This is a genomic window from Pseudomyxococcus flavus (genome assembly GCF_050038885.1).
Taxonomy (GTDB): domain Bacteria; phylum Myxococcota; class Myxococcia; order Myxococcales; family Myxococcaceae; genus Myxococcus; species Myxococcus flavus.
Genome location: NZ_CP143624.1, coordinates 1,126,664 through 1,143,175, shown reverse-complemented (window position 1 = coordinate 1,143,175; position 16,512 = coordinate 1,126,664). Strand labels below are relative to the sequence as shown.

Annotated in this window: 18 protein-coding genes; 13 read left to right on the top strand and 5 right to left on the bottom strand. The window is 70.4% G+C overall.

The annotated features are described in order from the left end of the window. The first annotated feature begins 18 nt into the window (after positions 1 to 18). Positions 19 to 387 carry a hypothetical protein gene (locus VZL07_RS04715; RefSeq protein WP_426754133.1) on the top strand — a complete coding sequence of 123 codons (369 nt, stop codon included), beginning with the start codon at positions 19 to 21 and terminating at the stop codon, positions 385 to 387. A gap of 15 nt (positions 388 to 402) precedes the next feature. Here the strand turns inward: VZL07_RS04715 and VZL07_RS04710 are convergent, their stop codons facing one another. After that, entirely contained in the window at positions 403 to 588 is a 186-nt protein-coding gene (locus VZL07_RS04710) for a hypothetical protein (RefSeq protein WP_426754132.1), read from the bottom strand. A 347-nt stretch (positions 589 to 935) separates the two neighbouring features. On the opposite strand from VZL07_RS04710, the gene VZL07_RS04705 reads away from it, so the two are divergent. After that, a complete protein-coding gene (locus VZL07_RS04705) occupies positions 936 to 1,343 on the top strand; it encodes a response regulator (protein ID WP_426754131.1) in 408 nt (135 codons plus the stop codon). A gap of 12 nt (positions 1,344 to 1,355) precedes the next feature. Here VZL07_RS04705 and VZL07_RS04700 read toward each other — a convergent pair whose 3' ends face one another. Further along, on the bottom strand, positions 1,356 to 1,682 hold the full coding sequence (locus VZL07_RS04700) for a PilZ domain-containing protein (protein WP_426754130.1): 327 nt from the start codon (positions 1,680 to 1,682) through the stop codon (positions 1,356 to 1,358). Between the two features lie 226 nt (positions 1,683 to 1,908). Here VZL07_RS04700 and VZL07_RS04695 point away from each other — a divergent pair, with 226 nt between their 5' ends. The 11 genes from VZL07_RS04695 to VZL07_RS04645 all read left to right on the top strand — a co-directional run bounded on the left by VZL07_RS04695 (position 1,909) and on the right by VZL07_RS04645 (position 10,818). Further along, the gene (locus VZL07_RS04695) at positions 1,909 to 2,370 is read left to right on the top strand and encodes a hypothetical protein (RefSeq protein ID WP_426754129.1); all 462 of its coding nucleotides are present in this window, start codon (positions 1,909 to 1,911) and stop codon (positions 2,368 to 2,370) included. Positions 2,371 to 2,385: 15 nt separating this feature from the next. After that, positions 2,386 to 2,871: an ATP-dependent helicase HrpB gene (locus tag VZL07_RS04690; RefSeq protein WP_426754128.1), complete on the top strand. Its 486-nt coding sequence runs from the start codon at positions 2,386 to 2,388 to the stop codon at positions 2,869 to 2,871. 10 nt (positions 2,872 to 2,881) lie between these two features. Further along, on the top strand, positions 2,882 to 3,685 hold the full coding sequence (locus tag VZL07_RS04685) for a flagellar M-ring protein FliF (protein WP_426754127.1): 804 nt from the start codon (positions 2,882 to 2,884) through the stop codon (positions 3,683 to 3,685). A gap of 139 nt (positions 3,686 to 3,824) precedes the next feature. Next, complete coding sequence (locus tag VZL07_RS04680; protein ID WP_426754126.1) at positions 3,825 to 4,193, top strand: hypothetical protein; 369 nt, start codon at positions 3,825 to 3,827, stop codon at positions 4,191 to 4,193. 146 nt (positions 4,194 to 4,339) lie between these two features. After that, positions 4,340 to 5,485, top strand: coding sequence for a type III secretion system cytoplasmic ring protein SctQ (gene sctQ, locus VZL07_RS04675; RefSeq protein ID WP_426754125.1), 1,146 nt, complete (start codon positions 4,340 to 4,342; stop codon positions 5,483 to 5,485). An 8-nt stretch (positions 5,486 to 5,493) separates the two neighbouring features. Continuing rightward, positions 5,494 to 5,916 (top strand): flagellar biosynthetic protein FliO, encoded by a 423-nt coding sequence (locus VZL07_RS04670; protein WP_426754124.1) that lies wholly within the window; start codon positions 5,494 to 5,496, stop codon positions 5,914 to 5,916. After that, a complete protein-coding gene (gene sctR / locus VZL07_RS04665; protein ID WP_426754123.1) occupies positions 5,913 to 6,644 on the top strand; it encodes a type III secretion system export apparatus subunit SctR in 732 nt (243 codons plus the stop codon). Before VZL07_RS04670 ends, sctR begins: the two co-directional genes overlap by 4 nt. A 4-nt stretch (positions 6,645 to 6,648) precedes the next feature. Next, the gene (locus VZL07_RS04660) at positions 6,649 to 6,918 is read left to right on the top strand and encodes a flagellar biosynthetic protein FliQ (protein WP_426754122.1); all 270 of its coding nucleotides are present in this window, start codon (positions 6,649 to 6,651) and stop codon (positions 6,916 to 6,918) included. After that, a complete protein-coding gene (locus VZL07_RS04655) occupies positions 6,915 to 7,709 on the top strand; it encodes an EscT/YscT/HrcT family type III secretion system export apparatus protein (RefSeq protein ID WP_426754121.1) in 795 nt (264 codons plus the stop codon). Before VZL07_RS04660 ends, VZL07_RS04655 begins: the two co-directional genes overlap by 4 nt. After that, entirely contained in the window at positions 7,706 to 8,755 is a 1,050-nt protein-coding gene (locus tag VZL07_RS04650) for an EscU/YscU/HrcU family type III secretion system export apparatus switch protein (protein ID WP_426754120.1), read from the top strand. The genes VZL07_RS04655 and VZL07_RS04650 overlap by 4 nt, the downstream gene beginning before the upstream one ends. Then, positions 8,752 to 10,818: an FHIPEP family type III secretion protein gene (locus VZL07_RS04645; protein WP_426754119.1), complete on the top strand. Its 2,067-nt coding sequence runs from the start codon at positions 8,752 to 8,754 to the stop codon at positions 10,816 to 10,818. The genes VZL07_RS04650 and VZL07_RS04645 overlap by 4 nt, the downstream gene beginning before the upstream one ends. A 24-nt stretch (positions 10,819 to 10,842) precedes the next feature. Here the strand turns inward: VZL07_RS04645 and VZL07_RS04640 are convergent, their stop codons facing one another. The 3 genes from VZL07_RS04640 to VZL07_RS04630 all read right to left on the bottom strand — a co-directional run bounded on the left by VZL07_RS04640 (position 10,843) and on the right by VZL07_RS04630 (position 16,005). Then, a complete protein-coding gene (locus tag VZL07_RS04640; protein WP_013942089.1) occupies positions 10,843 to 11,196 on the bottom strand; it encodes an HU family DNA-binding protein in 354 nt (117 codons plus the stop codon). Between the two features lie 125 nt (positions 11,197 to 11,321). After that, positions 11,322 to 12,728, bottom strand: a complete 1,407-nt coding sequence (locus VZL07_RS04635) for a YhjD/YihY/BrkB family envelope integrity protein (protein ID WP_426754118.1) — start codon at positions 12,726 to 12,728, stop codon at positions 11,322 to 11,324. 424 nt (positions 12,729 to 13,152) lie between these two features. Beyond that, positions 13,153 to 16,005, bottom strand: a complete 2,853-nt coding sequence (locus tag VZL07_RS04630) for an Rne/Rng family ribonuclease (protein ID WP_426754117.1) — start codon at positions 16,003 to 16,005, stop codon at positions 13,153 to 13,155. Positions 16,006 to 16,512 lie beyond the last annotated feature (507 nt).

Here is a 16,512-nt window from a genome sequence, read left to right as displayed (position 1 = left end):
CCAGGAGGTCGTGGCCCTGTGTTTTCGGTCGAGGCGCTCGTTGGCAAGAACCGGCTGGTGATTCGCCTCTGGGGTGTCGTCACGGAAGAAGAGGCGCTCCAGATTGGGGACGCCTCGATTCTTGCCCTGGAGCGGCTCCGGCCCGGCTTCGACATCCTCTCGGACTTGAGAGAGGTGACGGAGCTGCCGGAGTCAGGCTCGGGGCAGATTGAGCGCGTCGTGGAGGCCGCGCGGGTGCGCGGCTTCCGCCGGGTGGTGCGCGTGGTGGGGCGCTCCGTCACTGCGGCCGTGCGGTTCCAGCGCAGCAGCCGCCGGGTGGGCCATGAGGCGTACCTGGCCTTCTCTCTCGAGGAGGCCGAGCGGCTGCTGGATGGCGGCGGGCCTTGAGCCGCGAAGCGTGCATCAGCTCCGGCGCCCCGTGAGGTGCGCGAAGACGCCGCGTTTCTCCACCTCGCGCGTGCCCGCGTCGCCGGCCGCGAGGTCCGTCACGTCGAGCAGGTGCTGCTGGAAGACGGGGTGGTTCGGCTCCTGGGCCACAGCCCGCTCCAGCAGCTCGACGGCGCGCCGGTAGTCCTTGCGCTGGTGCACCAGGATGAGGCCAGCTCCGGCACCCAGATTTCGAGGCCATTCCAGGCTCATCATAGTCCTGGCCGTTTTGCCGTGCTTGCGGGGTGCACGGGCACCCGGGCTACCGTGGTCAGCCTGCCTCAGCAGCGAACGGGGGCGCATGAGGGTCTGGCCCCGGCGAAAAGGGAGGCATCCAGCGGGTGGCTGGCTTACGTAATGAGAAGACGGGGAACATTGCACAATCCGTTGCATCCTGGCTGGTGCAGTCCGGGCCCGGAGGGCTATACCGCGCGCGGCGGGTGACATTGGCTGCGGGGGACCGCGATTGTCGCGAACCCGTTCCGCAGTGGCTTCGTGTCCGGAGAACCATGGCTGGCAATTCCCAGGCACCCTTCCACATCCTCCTCGTCGAGGATGAGCCGGTCATCCGGGAGCTGGTGCGCTCCATGCTGAGCGACGGCACCGTCGAGGTGGTCTGCGCCGCCACGGGGCTGGAGGGCCTGAAGCTGGCCAAGAGCCGCACGTTCCAGCTCATCCTGATGGACGTGGTGCTGCCGCAGCTCGATGGCATCTCCGTGTGCCGCATCCTCAAGAGTGACGCGGCCACCGCCGGAGTTCCCCTGTACATGCTCACCGCGAAGGCGAAGCGCTCGGACGTGGAGAGCGCCACCCAGGCGGGCGCGGATGGCTACATCCACAAGCCCTTCCGGGGCGCCGAGCTCATGGCACTGGTGGAGCGGCTCCGGGAGGCGGGGCCGAAGTCCGAGCTCCCCTGAAGGGCGGCCGCCTCAGGGGAGGCGCGGGTGGAGATAGCGCGCCAGGGCAATGAGGTCGTCCCAGTCCAGCTCGCCGAACTCCAGCGCCACGCCGTCCACCTCGCGGCGGCGAATCTGGCAGGTGGTGGTGATTTCCCGGTCACCGGGCAGGGGGATGGAGATGGTGAGTTGCCGCGCGGTGTCCGCCGGGTGGGCCATCAGGAACAGCCCCGCCATGGACACGTCTCGCGCGCGGGCCATGACCGAGCGCCCCGTCAGGAGCACCTTCACCGGGAGGTTGGCGTCGACGCGCGGATGAAAGCGCTCGGCAATCTGGGGGCCGCCATCGGTCGTGCTCACCGGGGTTTCTCCTCGTTCCCACACAACAGGGTGCAACAACTCTGAGGCACTCTGGCGCGGACGCAAGTTTCCAGCCGGGGAGCGCCGTCCACCCTCTTGGACGCTCCTCCCGGCCCGCGGAGCGCGTCAGCGCCGGCGCGGCCGTCCAGGTGCTTGGGATTGCTGGGGTTTCCCACTGGCACGTCTGCTGAAAAGGGGCCGGGCAACTCGCCGCAGGAGGCTGCCCGTGTCCCAAGACAGTCGGATTCCCACACTGACCATCACCCATACCGTCCCGAGGCAGACACCGCACAATGACTTCGGCACGGTGCTGGCGCGCGCGGCGAACGAGGTGGTGCGCTCGGGCGCGGGCCTGATGGGCGGCATGATTCCGGCGGGCCCCATCGTCAGCGCGGCCATCTCCAGCACGAAGACGGTGGTGTCGGCGGTGGCGCCGAAGGCGTCGGCGGCGGGGATTCCCGCCACCGCCGAGACGGGGGGCGCCTCGGGCGCTGCCGCGGGCAACCAGGACGCGTGGGACCTGCTGGAGGCGCAGAAGGTGCTCACCGCCGAGGGCCAGAAGTTCAACATGGCCTACCTGAGCCTCCAGAACGAGATGCAGAAGGAGAGCCGGGAGCACAACGCGGTCTCCAACATCATGAAGGTCCGCCACGACTCCGCGAAGGCGGCCATCAACAACATCCGCTGAGGAGCCGCGCGAGCCATGGCCATGGACACGTTGGGACCGGTGGGTGGAGCGGGCGCGTCGCCCGCGGTGGAGCCCAGCCGGGAGCGGTTCGGCAAGGTGTTTGACGAGGTGAAGGGGTCGGCGAAGGGCGCTGGGATTCCGGTGGCCACCGAGGGGGCGCCGAAGCCCACCCCCACGGCGGCACCCCCTGGCGTGGCCCGAGCGGATGCGGTGAGGCCGGCGTCACCGGGCTGCGCGGACGTGAAGCCTGGGGCCCGTGTGGATTCGGTGCAGGCGGCCCGGGAGCAGCAGGCGGCGCAGGTGTTGGACCGCGTGGGGCAGGCGCAGAAGCGGCTGGACCGCATCCTGGAGCTGGCGCAGTCCGGCCGCAGCTTCACGCCCGCGGAGTTGCTCGCGTTGCAGGCCCATGTCTACCGGGCGAGCCAGGAGCTCGACCTCGCCGGCAAGGTCGTCGAGAAGGCGACCGGCGGCGTCAAGCAGGTCCTCCAGACCCAGGTTTGAGGAGCACCCGATGCGTTTCCCTCTCCGCCGCTGTCTGTTGCTGTTCCTGCTTCTCACCGTCACGGCCTGCCGCGAGCGCATCCAGCATGGCCTGGATGAGCGGCAGGCCAACGAGCTTCAATCCGTGCTCATCGAGCGGGGGCTCGATGCGCGCAAGGTGCCCGAGGCGGGCAAGAAGCCCACCTGGTCCATCGAGGTCGCGGATGAGCACGCCTCGGACGCGGTGAGGATCCTGTCGGAGCTCGGCCTGCCGAGGCCCCCGGAGGAAGTGGGGTGTGACGTCTTCGGCGGGGGCGGGCTGGTGCGCACGCCGGTGGAGGAGAGTGTCTGCCGGGTGCGGGTGATGGAGCGGGGCCTGGAGAAGACGCTTCAGTCCGTGGAAGGCGTGTTGCTCGCACGGGTTCATCTGGTGGTGCCCGCGCCGCCGCGGGTCGGGCAGACACCGGGGCCGTCGAAGGCCTCCGCGATGCTGCGGGTGGCTCCGGGAAGCGCGGCCCGGGTGAGGCAGTCCTCCGAGACACTGAAGGTGTTGCTCGCGGGAGGCGTGGAGGGACTGTCTCCCGAGTCCGTCTCGCTCCTGGTGGACGAAGTCTCCACCCGGGTGGAGGTCCCCGCGTCGGGCGGCCCATCGCCACTGACCCGGCTGCGGGTCCTCCTCGCGGTGCTGGGGCTGATGGTGACGGGGCTGGCGGTGGCCCTGGTGCTGGTGACGCTGCGGATGCGGCACTACCGCGACCGGGCGCCAGCTCCGGCGGCGCCGGCAGGCCCCGCGCGTCCCGTGCTGTCGCCGGGGCCGGCACGCAAGGTGGCCTGAGCGTCTCGTGGAGGGTGAACGCATGGATGCGACTCGCGTGGGACGCAAACCCCGGCCGGGCAGGAGTCCCGCCCCTGTCCGGGCTGAAGCGCCAACAGAGGAGGTCCCCTGCCTCGCCGGGCCGCCGCCGCCTCTGCCCATGCCGCTGGAGCGTCTCGCGCTGGTGGCCTGGGTGCTCGGGCGCGAGCGAGCCGCGGACCTCCTGGGCGGTCTGGGGGAAGGGTCCGCGGAGCGTGCGACGGACCATCTGCGGCGGCTGGCGTCGCTGCCTTCCGCGCAGCGGCAGGCGAAGGTCGCGGTCGAGTTCGGTGAGCGGGCGGATGCTGCCGAGCGATTGCGGCAGGTGATGGCTGAGGTACCGCCCCTGCTGCGCCGGGAAATCCTCCGCCGCCTGCCCCCGTATCACCGTTCGCTGTTCCCCTCTGAGCGGGTGGAGGCTCTTCCACAGGAGGTGCCGCCAGCGCTCGGCGCTCTGGCCGAGCGCCTCATTCGTGAGGCCACCCGCTGATTCACACAGGGGCGCCGTCCCGGCCCCTGTACCTGGCGTCCCATCCGGGGATGCCGCGCCCTCCCAAACCCGCGATGCCACGTGTCTGGCCCCTGGCGAGGGGCCTGCACGGGTGGAGTGCGTCCCCTGCAGTACCGGAGAGAAGGATGAACACCCGTATCGAACAGGCTTCCACCCGCCGGGTGCGCCCCCTGCGCCGGCTGGGAACGCGTCGGCTGGCTCGGGCGCACCTCGTGATTGCCGAGCGTCCCCAGGCGGCGGGCCTTGGAAGGCAGGCCCTGGAGGCGGTGATGGAGGCGCTGACCCGGGAGCTGGGCTGTCCGGTGCAGGCGGAGGCACGCCTCCTGGAGACGGTCATCTCGCCCGCGGTGGGGCTCGCGGAGCCCGCCATCTTCGCCGTGCTGGAGTTGGCGGCGGTCGGGGGCACCGCCGTGCTGGAGCTGGAGCCCGCGCTCGCCTTCGCGGGGCTGGAGCGCATCGCTGGCGCAGGGCAGCGACCAGGAGTCGTCACGGAGCTGGCCCGGTTGGAGGAGGCGACGCTGGCCTATCTCCTGTTGGTGGCGCTCTCCGCTGGGCGGGCTGCTGGTGGGGCGTATCCGTTGCTCGGCCCCCGCCTGGCGGGCGTGACCATGCGCAAGTCGGACGTGGTGGCGCGGCTGGAGGGCCGCCAGGCTTTGGTGGGCATCGAGCTGTCGGTGTCTCTCGGAGAGCTGCGCGCGGGCGCGCGGCTGTTGTTGCCAGCGCAGGTGGTCCAGACGGTGTTCCAGGCGCTGCCGGTGGAGCGGACGCCGAACATCGCGCCGGAGGTGTTGGCCGCCACGCTGGAGACCCGGTGCCTCGTGGGCCAGACGCCGCTGCCTGCGACCGCGCTGGACGCGCTCGTGGTGGGCGATGTCGTCGTCTTCGAGGGCGTGCATCAGCAGGGCGGCAAGCTCTTCGGCCCTGGCCGGCTGGTGACGCGTGGTTTCGCGCTCTCGGGAGACTTCCACGCAGAGGGCTTTTCGCTGACCCGCGCGCAGAAGCGCGCACTTCCCCAGGAGTCGAACATGGCTGCGGTGAACCCATCGGAGGCGGGCATGCCTCCGCTGCCGGTGGACGTGGAAATCGAGCTGACGCGGGTGATGATTCCGTTGTCGGAGCTCGCGGCGCTCAAGCCGGGCGCGCTGCTCCCGCTGCACATCAACGCCAGTGAGCCGGTGCTGCTGCGCGTGGGGGACCGCGCGGTGGCTCGCGCCGAGTTGGTGGAAATCGAGGGCGAGGTCGGTGCCCGTGTCCTGGCGCTGCTGCCGTGAGCCCACTCATGAACGCAAAGCAGCTGATGGTAGCTCCGCGCTCGCGCCTGGTGTTGGCGGGCGCCCTGGTCCTGGGGCTGGCCGCGTTGGGCCCCATGGCGGGTGTGTCCTCGACGGTGGCCGCGCGGTGGGTGCTGGGCGCCGTCGCGCTGGCGGTGCTGGGGTGGTGGTTTCACAAGCGCGGAACCTCCGTCCCTGGAGCGTCCGCTGCGCCACGGCTGAATGTCGTGTCGCGAGCGGGCCTCTCGCAGCGGTGCGGGCTGGCGCTCGTGGAGGTGGACGGGCGTAGCTACCTGGTCGCCTTCGGTGATGCATTCGCGGAGATTCGCGAGACGCCTGAGTCCGCCCCTGAATTCAGCCGCGCGCTGGCGCAGGCCCGGCGACCCATGCCGAGGCCGCGCACGGTGCGAGGCCGGAGGGTGGAGCCATGAGATACGGAATGCTGGGCGCGAGCCTGTTGGCTCCGGCCGTGGCCTCCGCGGCGGAGCAGTCGTTGTCGAAGCTGTCCTACGCGGGCAGTCCGCTGTCGATGATGGGCATGCTCGCGGTGATGTCGCTGCTGCCGTTCGCGGTGCTGATGCTGACGAGCTTCTCGAAGATTGCCGTCGTCCTGTCACTGGCGCGCTCGGCCATGGGGACTCAGCAGGCGCCGCCCACGGTGGTGCTGACGGGGCTGGCGGCGGTGCTCACGGGGCACATCATGGCGCCGGTGATGGAGCGCATGTACGACGCGGGCCAGGTGGCCTACGCCCAGGTGGCATCCGGCTCCGGTGCGGAGATGCTCTCCGCCGCGTCTCGCGTGTCGGAGCCGCTGCGCGCCTTCCTGGTCAAGCACGGGAGCCCCGACGAGCGGGCGCGCTTCGTGGACCTGGCGCGCGAGCTGCGCCCCGTCGACGAAATGGAGTCCGTGCAGGAGACGGACCTCTTCGTCGTCATCCCGGCGTTCGTCATCACCGAGCTGAAGGAGGCCTTCCAGATTGGCTTCCTCGTCTTCCTGCCGTTCCTCGTGCTGGACATGGTGATTGCCAACGTGCTGCTCGCGTTGGGGATGCAGACGCTGTCGCCCAGCCAGGTGAGCCTGCCCTTCAAGATTCTCCTCTTCGTCGCCGTGGACGGCTGGTCGTTGCTCGCCCGCGGCCTCATCCTTGGCTACCGGTGATGCGATGACCCACGACGTCCTGCTCACCCTGGGGCGAGAGGCCTTGCTGTTGATGGTGCTGGCGTCGCTGCCACCCATTGGCGCAAGCCTCGTGGTGGGGTTCCTGTCGAGCCTGTTCCAGGCGACCACGCAACTTCAGGAGCCCACGTTGTCCGTGGTGCCCAAGCTGGGTGCCGCCGCGCTGGCGCTGGTCCTCGCCGGGCCCTGGATTTCGGGGCAGCTCACGCGTTTCACCCACCAGCTCCTGCTGCTCATCTCCGAGGTCGCGGTATGAACCTGGAGACGCTTCGCGCCTGGCTCGAGTCGCTGGGGCCGGACATCGTCGTGGTGGCCCTGTGCGCCGCGCGGCTGCTGCCCATTGCGTTTCTGTGTCCATTGCTGGGGGGGCGGTCCGCGCCGACGATGGTCCGGCTGTCGCTGGTGCTCTCGTTGTCCCTCTTCCTCCGGGTGGAGGCGGGCGTCGCGCTGGACGCGCCAGTGGCATCCACCGTGGCCCTGGGGGGACTGGTGATTCGCGAGCTCGTCTACGGCACGTCCGTGGGGCTCGTCGCGGCGCTGCCATTCGATGCCGCGCGCATGGGAGGGCGGTTCATCGATCTGCTTCGGGGCACGTCCGCGGAGGCGAGCCTGCCCATGGCGGGAAGCCGCGAGTCCGCCGCGGGAGAGGGGCTCTATCACCTGCTGGTGGCGCTGGTGGTTTCGGGGGGACTGTGGCCGCTCGTCATGGGCGGCGTGTTGCGCGGGTTCGGCGTGGTGCGGCTCGGCGCTTTCATTCCAACGGAGGCGGCCACCTTGCAGGTCGTCATGCTGGCGGGGGCGGCCATGGCCACGGGGCTGGCGGTGGGGGCTCCCATCGCGGCGGCCGTGCTGGTCGTGGATTGCTTCCTGGGGTTGGCGTCGCGTGCGGCTCCGCAGGTGAACCTCCAGGAGGTGGGAGCGCCGCTGAAGATTCTCGGAGGGGGCGCCTTGTTGTGGCTCGGGACGGGCCTGTTCTGTGAGCGCCTGCTGGCGGGAGTGCTTTCCGTGGACGGCGCGCTGGCGCTGCTGGGGGAGGCGGCGCGATGAGCGGCGAAAAGACGGAGAAGCCCAGCGCGAAGCGTCTGCGTGAGGCACGGCGCAAGGGACAGATTCCCCGCAGCCGGCTGCTGACGTCCAGCGCGGTGACGGCGGGGGGCATGTTCGGCCTCACGATGACCGCGCCGGAGGGGTTCGAGCGGCTTCAAGCCTGGACCGGGCGTCTCTTCCTGGGGCCGGAAGACCCGGGCGTGTGGCAGGAAGGCCTGTGGGTGGGCGCGAGCCTCTGTGTCCCGGTGCTGGGCTGCGCACTGGCTGCCGCGCTGGTGGCCTCGGTCGCCACGGTTGGCTTCGAGGCGAACTTCGACCAGGTCACGCCCAAGCTGGAGCGCATCAGCATCGCCGTGGGGGCGACGCGGCTCTTCAGCTGGCGGCCCTGGATTGATCTGGCCAAGGCGCTCCTCATCGTCGGTCTGCTGGGCGCCTTCATCTGGAGCGACGTGGAGGAGGCTGGACCGGATGCGCTGCGGACCTCCTGGCTCGGTGGCGCGGAGAGCCTGACCGCGGTCCTCACGCATGTCTCGGGGCTCGTGAGTCGGCTGACCTGGCTGATGGTGGCATTGGGGGTGGGGGACTACGTGCTGGCCCGGCGGCGCCACATGAAGGACCTGATGATGAGCCGTGAGGAGCTGAAGCGCGAGTACAAGGAAAGTGAGGGGGACCCGCGGCACAAGGGGCAGCGAAAGGCGCTGCATCGTCAGCTCGCGCAAGGCGGCGCGGCACGAGGGGTGCAGAAGGCGACTGCCGTGGTCGTCAATCCCACGCATATCGCGGTCGCGCTTCGCTACGACGCCAGGGAGTGTGAGGCCCCCTACCTGGTGGCGAAAGCCCAGGAGGAGGACGCACTCGCCCTGCGGGAGCAGGCACGCCAGCTCGGCATTCCGGTGGTGCGGGACATCCCGCTGGCGCGCAGCCTCATCCACTACGACGTGGGCGAGTCCATTCCGGAGGAGCTGTACCAGGCGGCCGCGGTCGTCTTGCGCACGGCGATGGAAGCGCGGGAGGTGGACGACCATCCACGGAGACAGACGTCATGACCCCCCTCGTGAAGGTGCTGCTGAAGGCCCGGAAGTCCTCGGACGTCGTGCTGGCTGTGGCCATGGCCGCGGTCCTGGGCGCGCTCATCATCCCCCTGCCCGCGTGGCTGCTGGACGCGGGGCTCGCCATCAACCTCGCGGCCGCGGTGGCCCTGCTGGTGGCGGCGCTGCGGGCCCGGGACGCGCTGAAGGTGACGTCGTTCCCCACGCTCTTGTTGTTCACCACGTTGTTCCGGCTGGCGCTCAACGTGTCGTCCACGCGGCTCGCGCTGGCTGAAGGTCACGCGGGGGATGTCATCCAGGCCTTCGGCGAGTTCGTGGTGCGGGGGGACTACGTCGTTGGCGCGGTGGTGTTCGCCATCCTGACCCTGGTGCAGCTGCTCGTCGTCACAAAGGGAGCGGAGCGCGTGGCGGAGGTGTCCGCGCGATTCACGCTGGACGCCATGCCCGGCAAGCAGATGTCCATCGACGCGGACCTGCGCGCGGGGGCCATCGACCAGGCGCAGGCTCGCAGGCGGCGGCGCGACCTGGAGCGCGAGTCGCAGATGTTCGGGGCCATGGATGGCGCCATGAAGTTCGTGAAGGGCGACGTGATTGCAGGCCTGGTCATCGTCGCGGTGAACCTGCTCGGCGGAACCGTCATCGGCGTGCTGCAGGGCGGGATGTCCCTGTCCGAGGCGGCAGCGACCTTCGCGCTCATCGCGATTGGCGATGGACTCGTCTCCCAGGTGCCCTCGCTGTGTATCGCGGTGGCGGCGGGCCTCGTCGTCACCCGGGTCGCCGCGGAGAAGGAAGAGGACACCCTGGGGGCGGAGATTGGGAGTCAGTTCTTCGGTGAGGCGCGGACCCTCTGGGTGGTGGCGGGCCTCTGCGCCGCACTGGCGCTCATGCCCGGCATGCCGCACCTGACGTTCCTGCTCCTGGCGGGAGCACTGGGAGGGTTGGGTTATCTCCTCAGCCGGCCGGGGGTGCTGAAGCCCGAGGCACAGGACGGCGCCCCTGCGGAAGGACCTGTCGAAGGCGCCGCGGGGACTCCTCCCGAGAGTGCTGCGACGCCGGTGGGCGTCTCTCCGCTGACGCTGGACCTGGCGCCGGACCTCACGGCGCTGGCGGAAGCGGACGGCGCGGCCTTCGTCCACAAGACGTTGAACGGGGTGCGGGACGAGCTGTTCTTCGAACTGGGCGTCCGGGTTCCCGGCATCCGGGTGCGTACCCTGGCCGCCTATCTGTCGACCGGGGAGTACCGCATCCTGGTGGATGAAGTCCCCGCGGGGGGCGGGCAGCTCATCCCCGGCGCGCTCTATGCCTTGGTGCCTCCGGACGAGCTCGCGTTTCTTCAGGTGCAGGCCGAGGCCGCGACGGAGCCCGCGAGCGGAAAGGTCATCAGCCGCATCCCTGAGTCAGGGCGGGCCCTGCTGGAGACCGCGCAGGTGCCCTTGCGGCGCCCCGGCGAGCTGCTCGCGGACCACGTGCGTGCCGTGCTGCGGACGCGCGCCGCGGACCTCCTGGGGCTTCAGGACGTCCAGGGGCTGTTGGATGGATTGGAGGCGCAGGCGCCCGTGCTCGTGAAGGAGGCGCTTCAGAAGGTGCCGCTGCCGCTGCTGACCGACGTGCTGCGCAAGCTGCTGCAGGAGGGCGTCAGCATCCGCGACCTGCGCGCCATCCTGGAGGCGCTCGTGTCACCCACGACAGAAGGAGACGCCGTCGCGCTCGCGGAGCGCTGCCGGCAGGCGCTTCGCCGGTACCTCAGCCACAAGTTCGCGCCCACCGGGCCGCTGTATGCCTACCTCGTGGACCCGGAAGTGGAAGAGGTGCTTCGGGGGATGGGGCCTCGCGGCCTGGCGCCCGACCCGGAGCGGGTGGCGGAAATTCTCGAGGGCGTGCGGCAGGTGGCCACGGATGGGCGGGCGGTGCTCCTCACCGCGCCGGACGTCCGGCGGCCCCTGCGCAGGTTGTGCGAGGGCGCGTTCCCGGACGTCGCGGTGCTCACCTATGGCGAGCTGGATGGGGCGCTACAGATTCGCCCCATCGGCCGGCTGTCGCCCGTGGCGGTGGGGCGTTGAGGCGGCAGTTCCGGGCGAGGGCGCTCAGAGCCCGGTGCCCGTGTTCCCAGGGCCCTTGCTCTCGGGGAGCGAGGGCAGGTCCGTCTGGGCCTGCTGCGGCGCCGGGCGGTTGACGCGGTCCCGGAGCTCCTTGCCGGTGCGGAAGAGCAGGCCGCGCTTGGGCTTCACCGGGATGACCTGGCCCGTCTTCGGATTGCGGCCCTGGTAGCCCTGGTAGTTCTTCACGTGAAAGGCACCCAGCCCGCGAATCTCGATGTTCTCGCCGCGGCAGAGGGCATCCTTCATCGACTCGAAAATCGTCTCGATGGTGGCCTCAGCCTGCTTCTGCGTCACGCCCCGCTTGGCGACGAGGATGTTGATCAGATCGGACTTGAGCATCGGACGCTCCCGCAAACCCGGTGACCCCTTGGAAACAGGGCGCTCTGGCCCATGGTCGAATCCTGAAAACATAACAGAACGCATCCTTCGTGCAAGCTGGGTGAGCTTCCAAACACCCAGAACCTCTACGGATTTCCCCCAGCAACTGCCCTGCCAGGAGAGGAGGGAGCAGGCTCCGCCAGTCCGGGGCGGAGGGGGACCACCAGGTCCAGCCACCGCGTGCGACGGAGCAGGTCGATGCCGGCGCAGTCCGCCGCCTGGAAGAGCGGCTCCAGCTGTTCGAACCCGGGGGCCCGCGGGCCGTCCCATGTCTCCGCGCCACCTGAAATCATGACCCCGTGGACCGCCAGCGTCGTGTCCGCCAGCGTGAGGGTCGACGGGTCCTTCGCGGGTCGCACGCCGCCTCTGCGCATGCGCTCCAGCAGCACGGCGGCCACCATGCGGTCGACGACCTCGTGCACGAGCGACTCGGGGACGCGGAGCCGGGTTGCCAGCTCGCGGGGCGTAGGGGGCTGCAAGCCGTCCACCCAGGCCAGGGTGGTCTCCTGAGCGACGCGGGCGGCGACCAGCTCGTGCGCGCGCGGGTGGCTGCCGAAGGCGAACAGCGAGTCCCGGAACGCGGCGTGCTCCACGGCGTAGGAGAGCCTCGCGCCGAACAGCAGCAGCAGCCAGCTCATGTAGACCCAGGCCAGGAACATGGGCAATGCGCCGAGCGAGGCATAGAGGGGGTTGTACTGGAAGCTTCGCTCGGCGAAGGCGGCATACACCTGCTTGGCCACCATCCATCCCAGGCCGGCCACCAGTCCGCCCGCGACGGCCGAGCGCACACGGACGTGGGAGTAGGGCGTCCAGTAGTAGAGCAGCGTCAGGCTCGCCACCGCGATGAGGGTGGTTCCCAGCAGGATGAAGGCGTTGGCGTAGGGCGCGTGGCTCTGCAGGAAGACGCGCACCTTGCCCGTGCCGGAGAAGGACACCGCGAGGAAGAACGGCCCGATGAGCAGGAGGCCCGCGTAGATGAGGAGGCGGATGCGCCAGGGCCGCTGCCTTCGGATGCCCCAGAGCTCGTTCACGGCGCCGTCGAGCTGCCGGAGCAGGGAACCCGCGGACAGCAGCACCGCGAGGAAGCCCACGCTGCCGATGGCGATGGTGCTGCTGGGGTGCAGGAACCGGTCGAGGAACGCGGAGGACTTGCCGCGCACGCCCGGGTCGAGCACCTCGCTGACGACGAAGCGCAGCTTCTCCTTGAACTCCTCCTGGTGGAACGCGGTCAGCAGGACGAGTGCCACGGTCAACAGCGGCACCATGGAGAACATGCTGACGTAGGTGAGGGCCGCGGCCCTCAGCCGGAGGTTCTCGCCGCGGAAGCCCTGCGCCACCGTCTTCGCGGCCAGGAAGGTGTCCGTCGCGAACAGCCCCAGGGGCGTGTGCTGAATGGGCGCCCAGAGCCGGGCGGCTCGGGCGCCCAGCTTCTCGCGGATGCTGCGGAGCCACGGCAGGGGCGTCACCGTCACGGCGGTCCTCAGGCGTTCCATCCACGGCAGGCGTGCGCCTGGCGGTGGCAGAGGGAACGTGGCCCCCGACGGGGCGATACGCGCGCGAAGTGGGCGGACATCATCCGTGTGACTTGGCCGGCCTCGGAGGCGGTACGGACCCCGAGGAATGGGTGCCCACGCTAGCCAATCCCCGGTGACCAGGGCCAGCCCACCCCAGTCCGAGGTGGCGTCTCGTCGTACACAAGCCGACACGCGGCCGATGGCCATGTACGCCCAACCTCAGTCTTGGATGGGCGCGGGGCTGCGGCGCGTGTGCATCGACGGCTTTGGAGTGGTGGCGTGCCACCGACGTCCACGGCTTGGCAAGGCAACGCCGAGCTGCGGCCGCGGCCGGCGCCCAGCCTCGCGCATGAAGACGTGTGCGGGGCCAGGCGCCATGACTCGAGTCAGTGGGGAAAGCCGCTCAGGCTGTCCCGCCGCCCGAGCTTTCCGTCCCTCCGCCCGAAGACGGCGGGGGAGGGGGCGTCGAGCCGCCGGAGCTCTCGCCGCCGCCCGAGGCAGCCGCGTTCTGGGCTCCGCCGCGCTCACCCCGGTCTCCGCGGCGCTCGCCACGCTCGTGCCGCTCGCCACGCTCGGACCTGTCGCCGCGCTCGGACCTGTCACCGCGCTCGCCACGCTCGGACCGGTCACCCCGCTCGCCGCGCTCACTCCGTTCGGAGCGCTCGCCCCGTTCGCCGCGCTCACCCCGTTCACCGCGTTCGCCCCGGGGACGGTCGCCACCGCGGCCCTCACGACGGCCCTCGCGGCGGTCTCCACCGCGCTCGGAGCGCTCGCCGCCGCGCTCACCCCGCTCACCACCCCGGTCCCTGCCACCGCCGCCACCGCCGCGCCGCCCCTGCTCCTGGCGTCCGTAGCCACCACCATTGCTGTCGGGCTTGCGCTGCTGCATGGCCAGCTCGCCATCACCCGAGCCGGGGGACGATGCCACCTTGTGCTCGGGCCCCGTGGCCGAGCGCCCGTAGATGTCGTACTGCTCGCGGTGGTAGTTCTGCTGCGCCTTGACCTGGATGGACTTGTTGTACCGGTCCATCAGGTGCCGCAGCTCGTTGCGCTCCTCGCCCTGGAGCAGGCGCGCGACCTCCGCGTTGCAGTTGATGACCAGCGTGGAGTCCTTGTAGCCCGGTGCCTCGCGGCGAATCTCCCGGAAGATTTCGTACGCCACGGTGGTGGCCGTCTTCACGAAGCCGTTGCCGTCGCAGTACGGGCAGTCCTCGTGGAGCACGCGGCCAATGGACTCGCGCACGCGCTTGCGCGTCATCTCCACGAGCCCCAGCTCGGAGATGCGCAGCACGTTCGTCTTCGCCTTGTCGCGGCCCAGCGCTTCCTGCAGCGCCTTGAAGACCTTGTCGCGGTTCTGCGCCTTCTCCATGTCGATGAAGTCGCAGATGATGATGCCGCCGATGTTCCGCAGCCGGAGCTGGTAGACGATTTCCTTGGCGGCCTCGACGTTGATCTTGGTGATGGTCTCCTCGAGGCTCTTCTTGCCGACGTAGCGGCCCGAGTTGACGTCGATGGCGGTGAGCGCCTCGGCCTGGTCGATGATGAGGTAGCCGCCGCTCTTCAGCCACACCTTGCGCTGGGTGGCGCGCTGCAGCTCCTGCTCGATGCCGTACGCGTCGAAGACGGTGTCATCGCCCTCGTGCAGCGCCACCCGGTCCCGCAGCGCCGGGTCCTGCGCGGTGACGAAGCCGAGGATGCGCTCGTACTCCTCGCGGTCATCGACGACGAGCTTCTCCACGTCGTGCGCGAAGAGGTCGCGCGTGGCGCGCAGGATGAGGTCCAGGTCCGGGTGCAGGAGGCCGGGGCCGCCGCGCTTCTCGTTCTTGCGCACCACCTGGTTCCACACCTCGATGAGGAACCGGATGTCGCTCTCGAGCTTCTCCTGCGGCACGTTCTCCGCGACGGTGCGGACGATGAAGCCCGTCCCGGGCGGGCGCAGGCGGTCCACGATTTCACGCAGGCGCCGGCGCTCCTTCTCGTTGGAGATGCGGCGGCTGATGCCCACGTGGTCCACGGTGGGCATGAACACCAGGTGACGGCCGGGGATGGAGATGTGCGAGGTGAGCCGCGCGCCCTTGGTGCCGATGGGGTCCTTGGAAATCTGGACCACGACCTCCTGGCCCACCTTCAGCAGGTCCTCAATCTTGTCCGTCCGGCGCGGCTTGGCCTTCTCCTTCTCCTTCTCCTTCTCGTCCTCGCGCTTGTCGCCGCGGCGCTTCTCCTCCTGCTGCCGGCGGCCCTTGTCCTTCTCGCGCTCCTTGTCCCGGCTTCGAGGCTCACGCGCCTCGCGGGCCTCGCGCGGCGTGCGGCGCTCACCGGAGACCTCGGCGGGACGAGCGGCCTCCGCGCCAGCGGGCGAGGGGATGATGTCCCCCAGCGCGGCGGCCGAAGGAGGCGGCGGCTCCACGGAGAGGGGAGGGGCGTCCCCCTCGGCGGTCTCCGCACCCACGCCGGCGGGCGTCTCCGCGGCGACGGGCTCCGAAGCCGCTGCGATGGCCAGCGCCGCCTCGGGCGAGGTCACCGGCTGCGCGGCAGGCGCCTCACCAGACTGGGCCACGGCCCCCTCCTCGGAGGGATGGGCCGGTGTCTCACCCTGCTGCGCCACGGCCGCTGCCTCAGACTGCTGAGACTGCGCGGTCATGGCCTCACCCTGCTGCGCCATGGCCGGAGCTTCGGACTGCTCGGCCGGGACCTGCTCCGAACCCGCAGGCGCGGCGGCCGACTCGGCCGCCACTTCGGCGCCCGAATCGACGGGTCTGGACTCCAGGGTCGCCGCGACGGCCGCGGCCTCCGGCGCCTCCGTGTCCGACGGCGTCACCGACGGGGCGTTCGCGGCCAGCTCCATGACGGTGTCGCGTGGCAGCACCGCGGCGGCCTCGAGGTGGGCGTCCTCGGCCTCCAGCTCGGCGAGGCGGGGGCCGTGGTGGGCGGCGGCCTCGGCGGCCTCGACCTCGGACTCCGTGGGGACGTCCGGCGCATCCTCGTGCTCGCCCTCGGTCAGCTCGAACTGCGCGCGCGCGAAGTCCGGGTCGTAGACGACATCACTGACATAGAGGAAGGCGGCCTTCTCCAGGCCGATGTCCACGAAGGCGGCCTGCATGCCGGGGAGCACCCGGACGACCCGGCCCTTGTAGATGTTTCCGACGACGCCCTTGTCCTTCTTACGCTCGAGGTAGAACTCCGCGATGTGTCCGCTCTCGACGAGCGCGACGCGCGTCTCGCGACCCGCGGCGTTGATGACCAGGATGCTGCTCATGGGTGAGTCCTGCTGGCGCGCGCGGTAGGGCGGACCTCACCGGACGGGCGGCGGCGAGACGCCGCGCCTCCGTGCGCGCTGCGAAGGGAGAGGCGGCCGCCGGAGGGCCTTCAGCGCACGACGCCTGCCCGGGCATGCCGGGTGCGGCTGGGGGCGCGCTGTCGAGGACCGAGGGGACCACCGCCTGCTCCTCCGAGTTCATGGGCGCCCCGCATTGCGACCGGCACCGTGCCGGGCGAGGCCTTGTCTTCACAACGCGTTCGAGCTTCCCCACGACGCGCGAGCCGTCCGCTCTTCTATCCACACCCGGTCGATGCCCTCGTGGGCCACCTTGGGGGGGCGACTGGAGCCTCGGTGCAGCTGGCGCGTCTGGAGGAGCCGGGAACGCAACCCGTCAAAATCCCTACCAGACGTTGACCCCGACAACGCGGGGCGTCACACAACCGTCCAGAAACACGGGGAGTTTTTCACGGCCCCCCCGGTGTGTAAAGCCGAGAAACGGCTTCC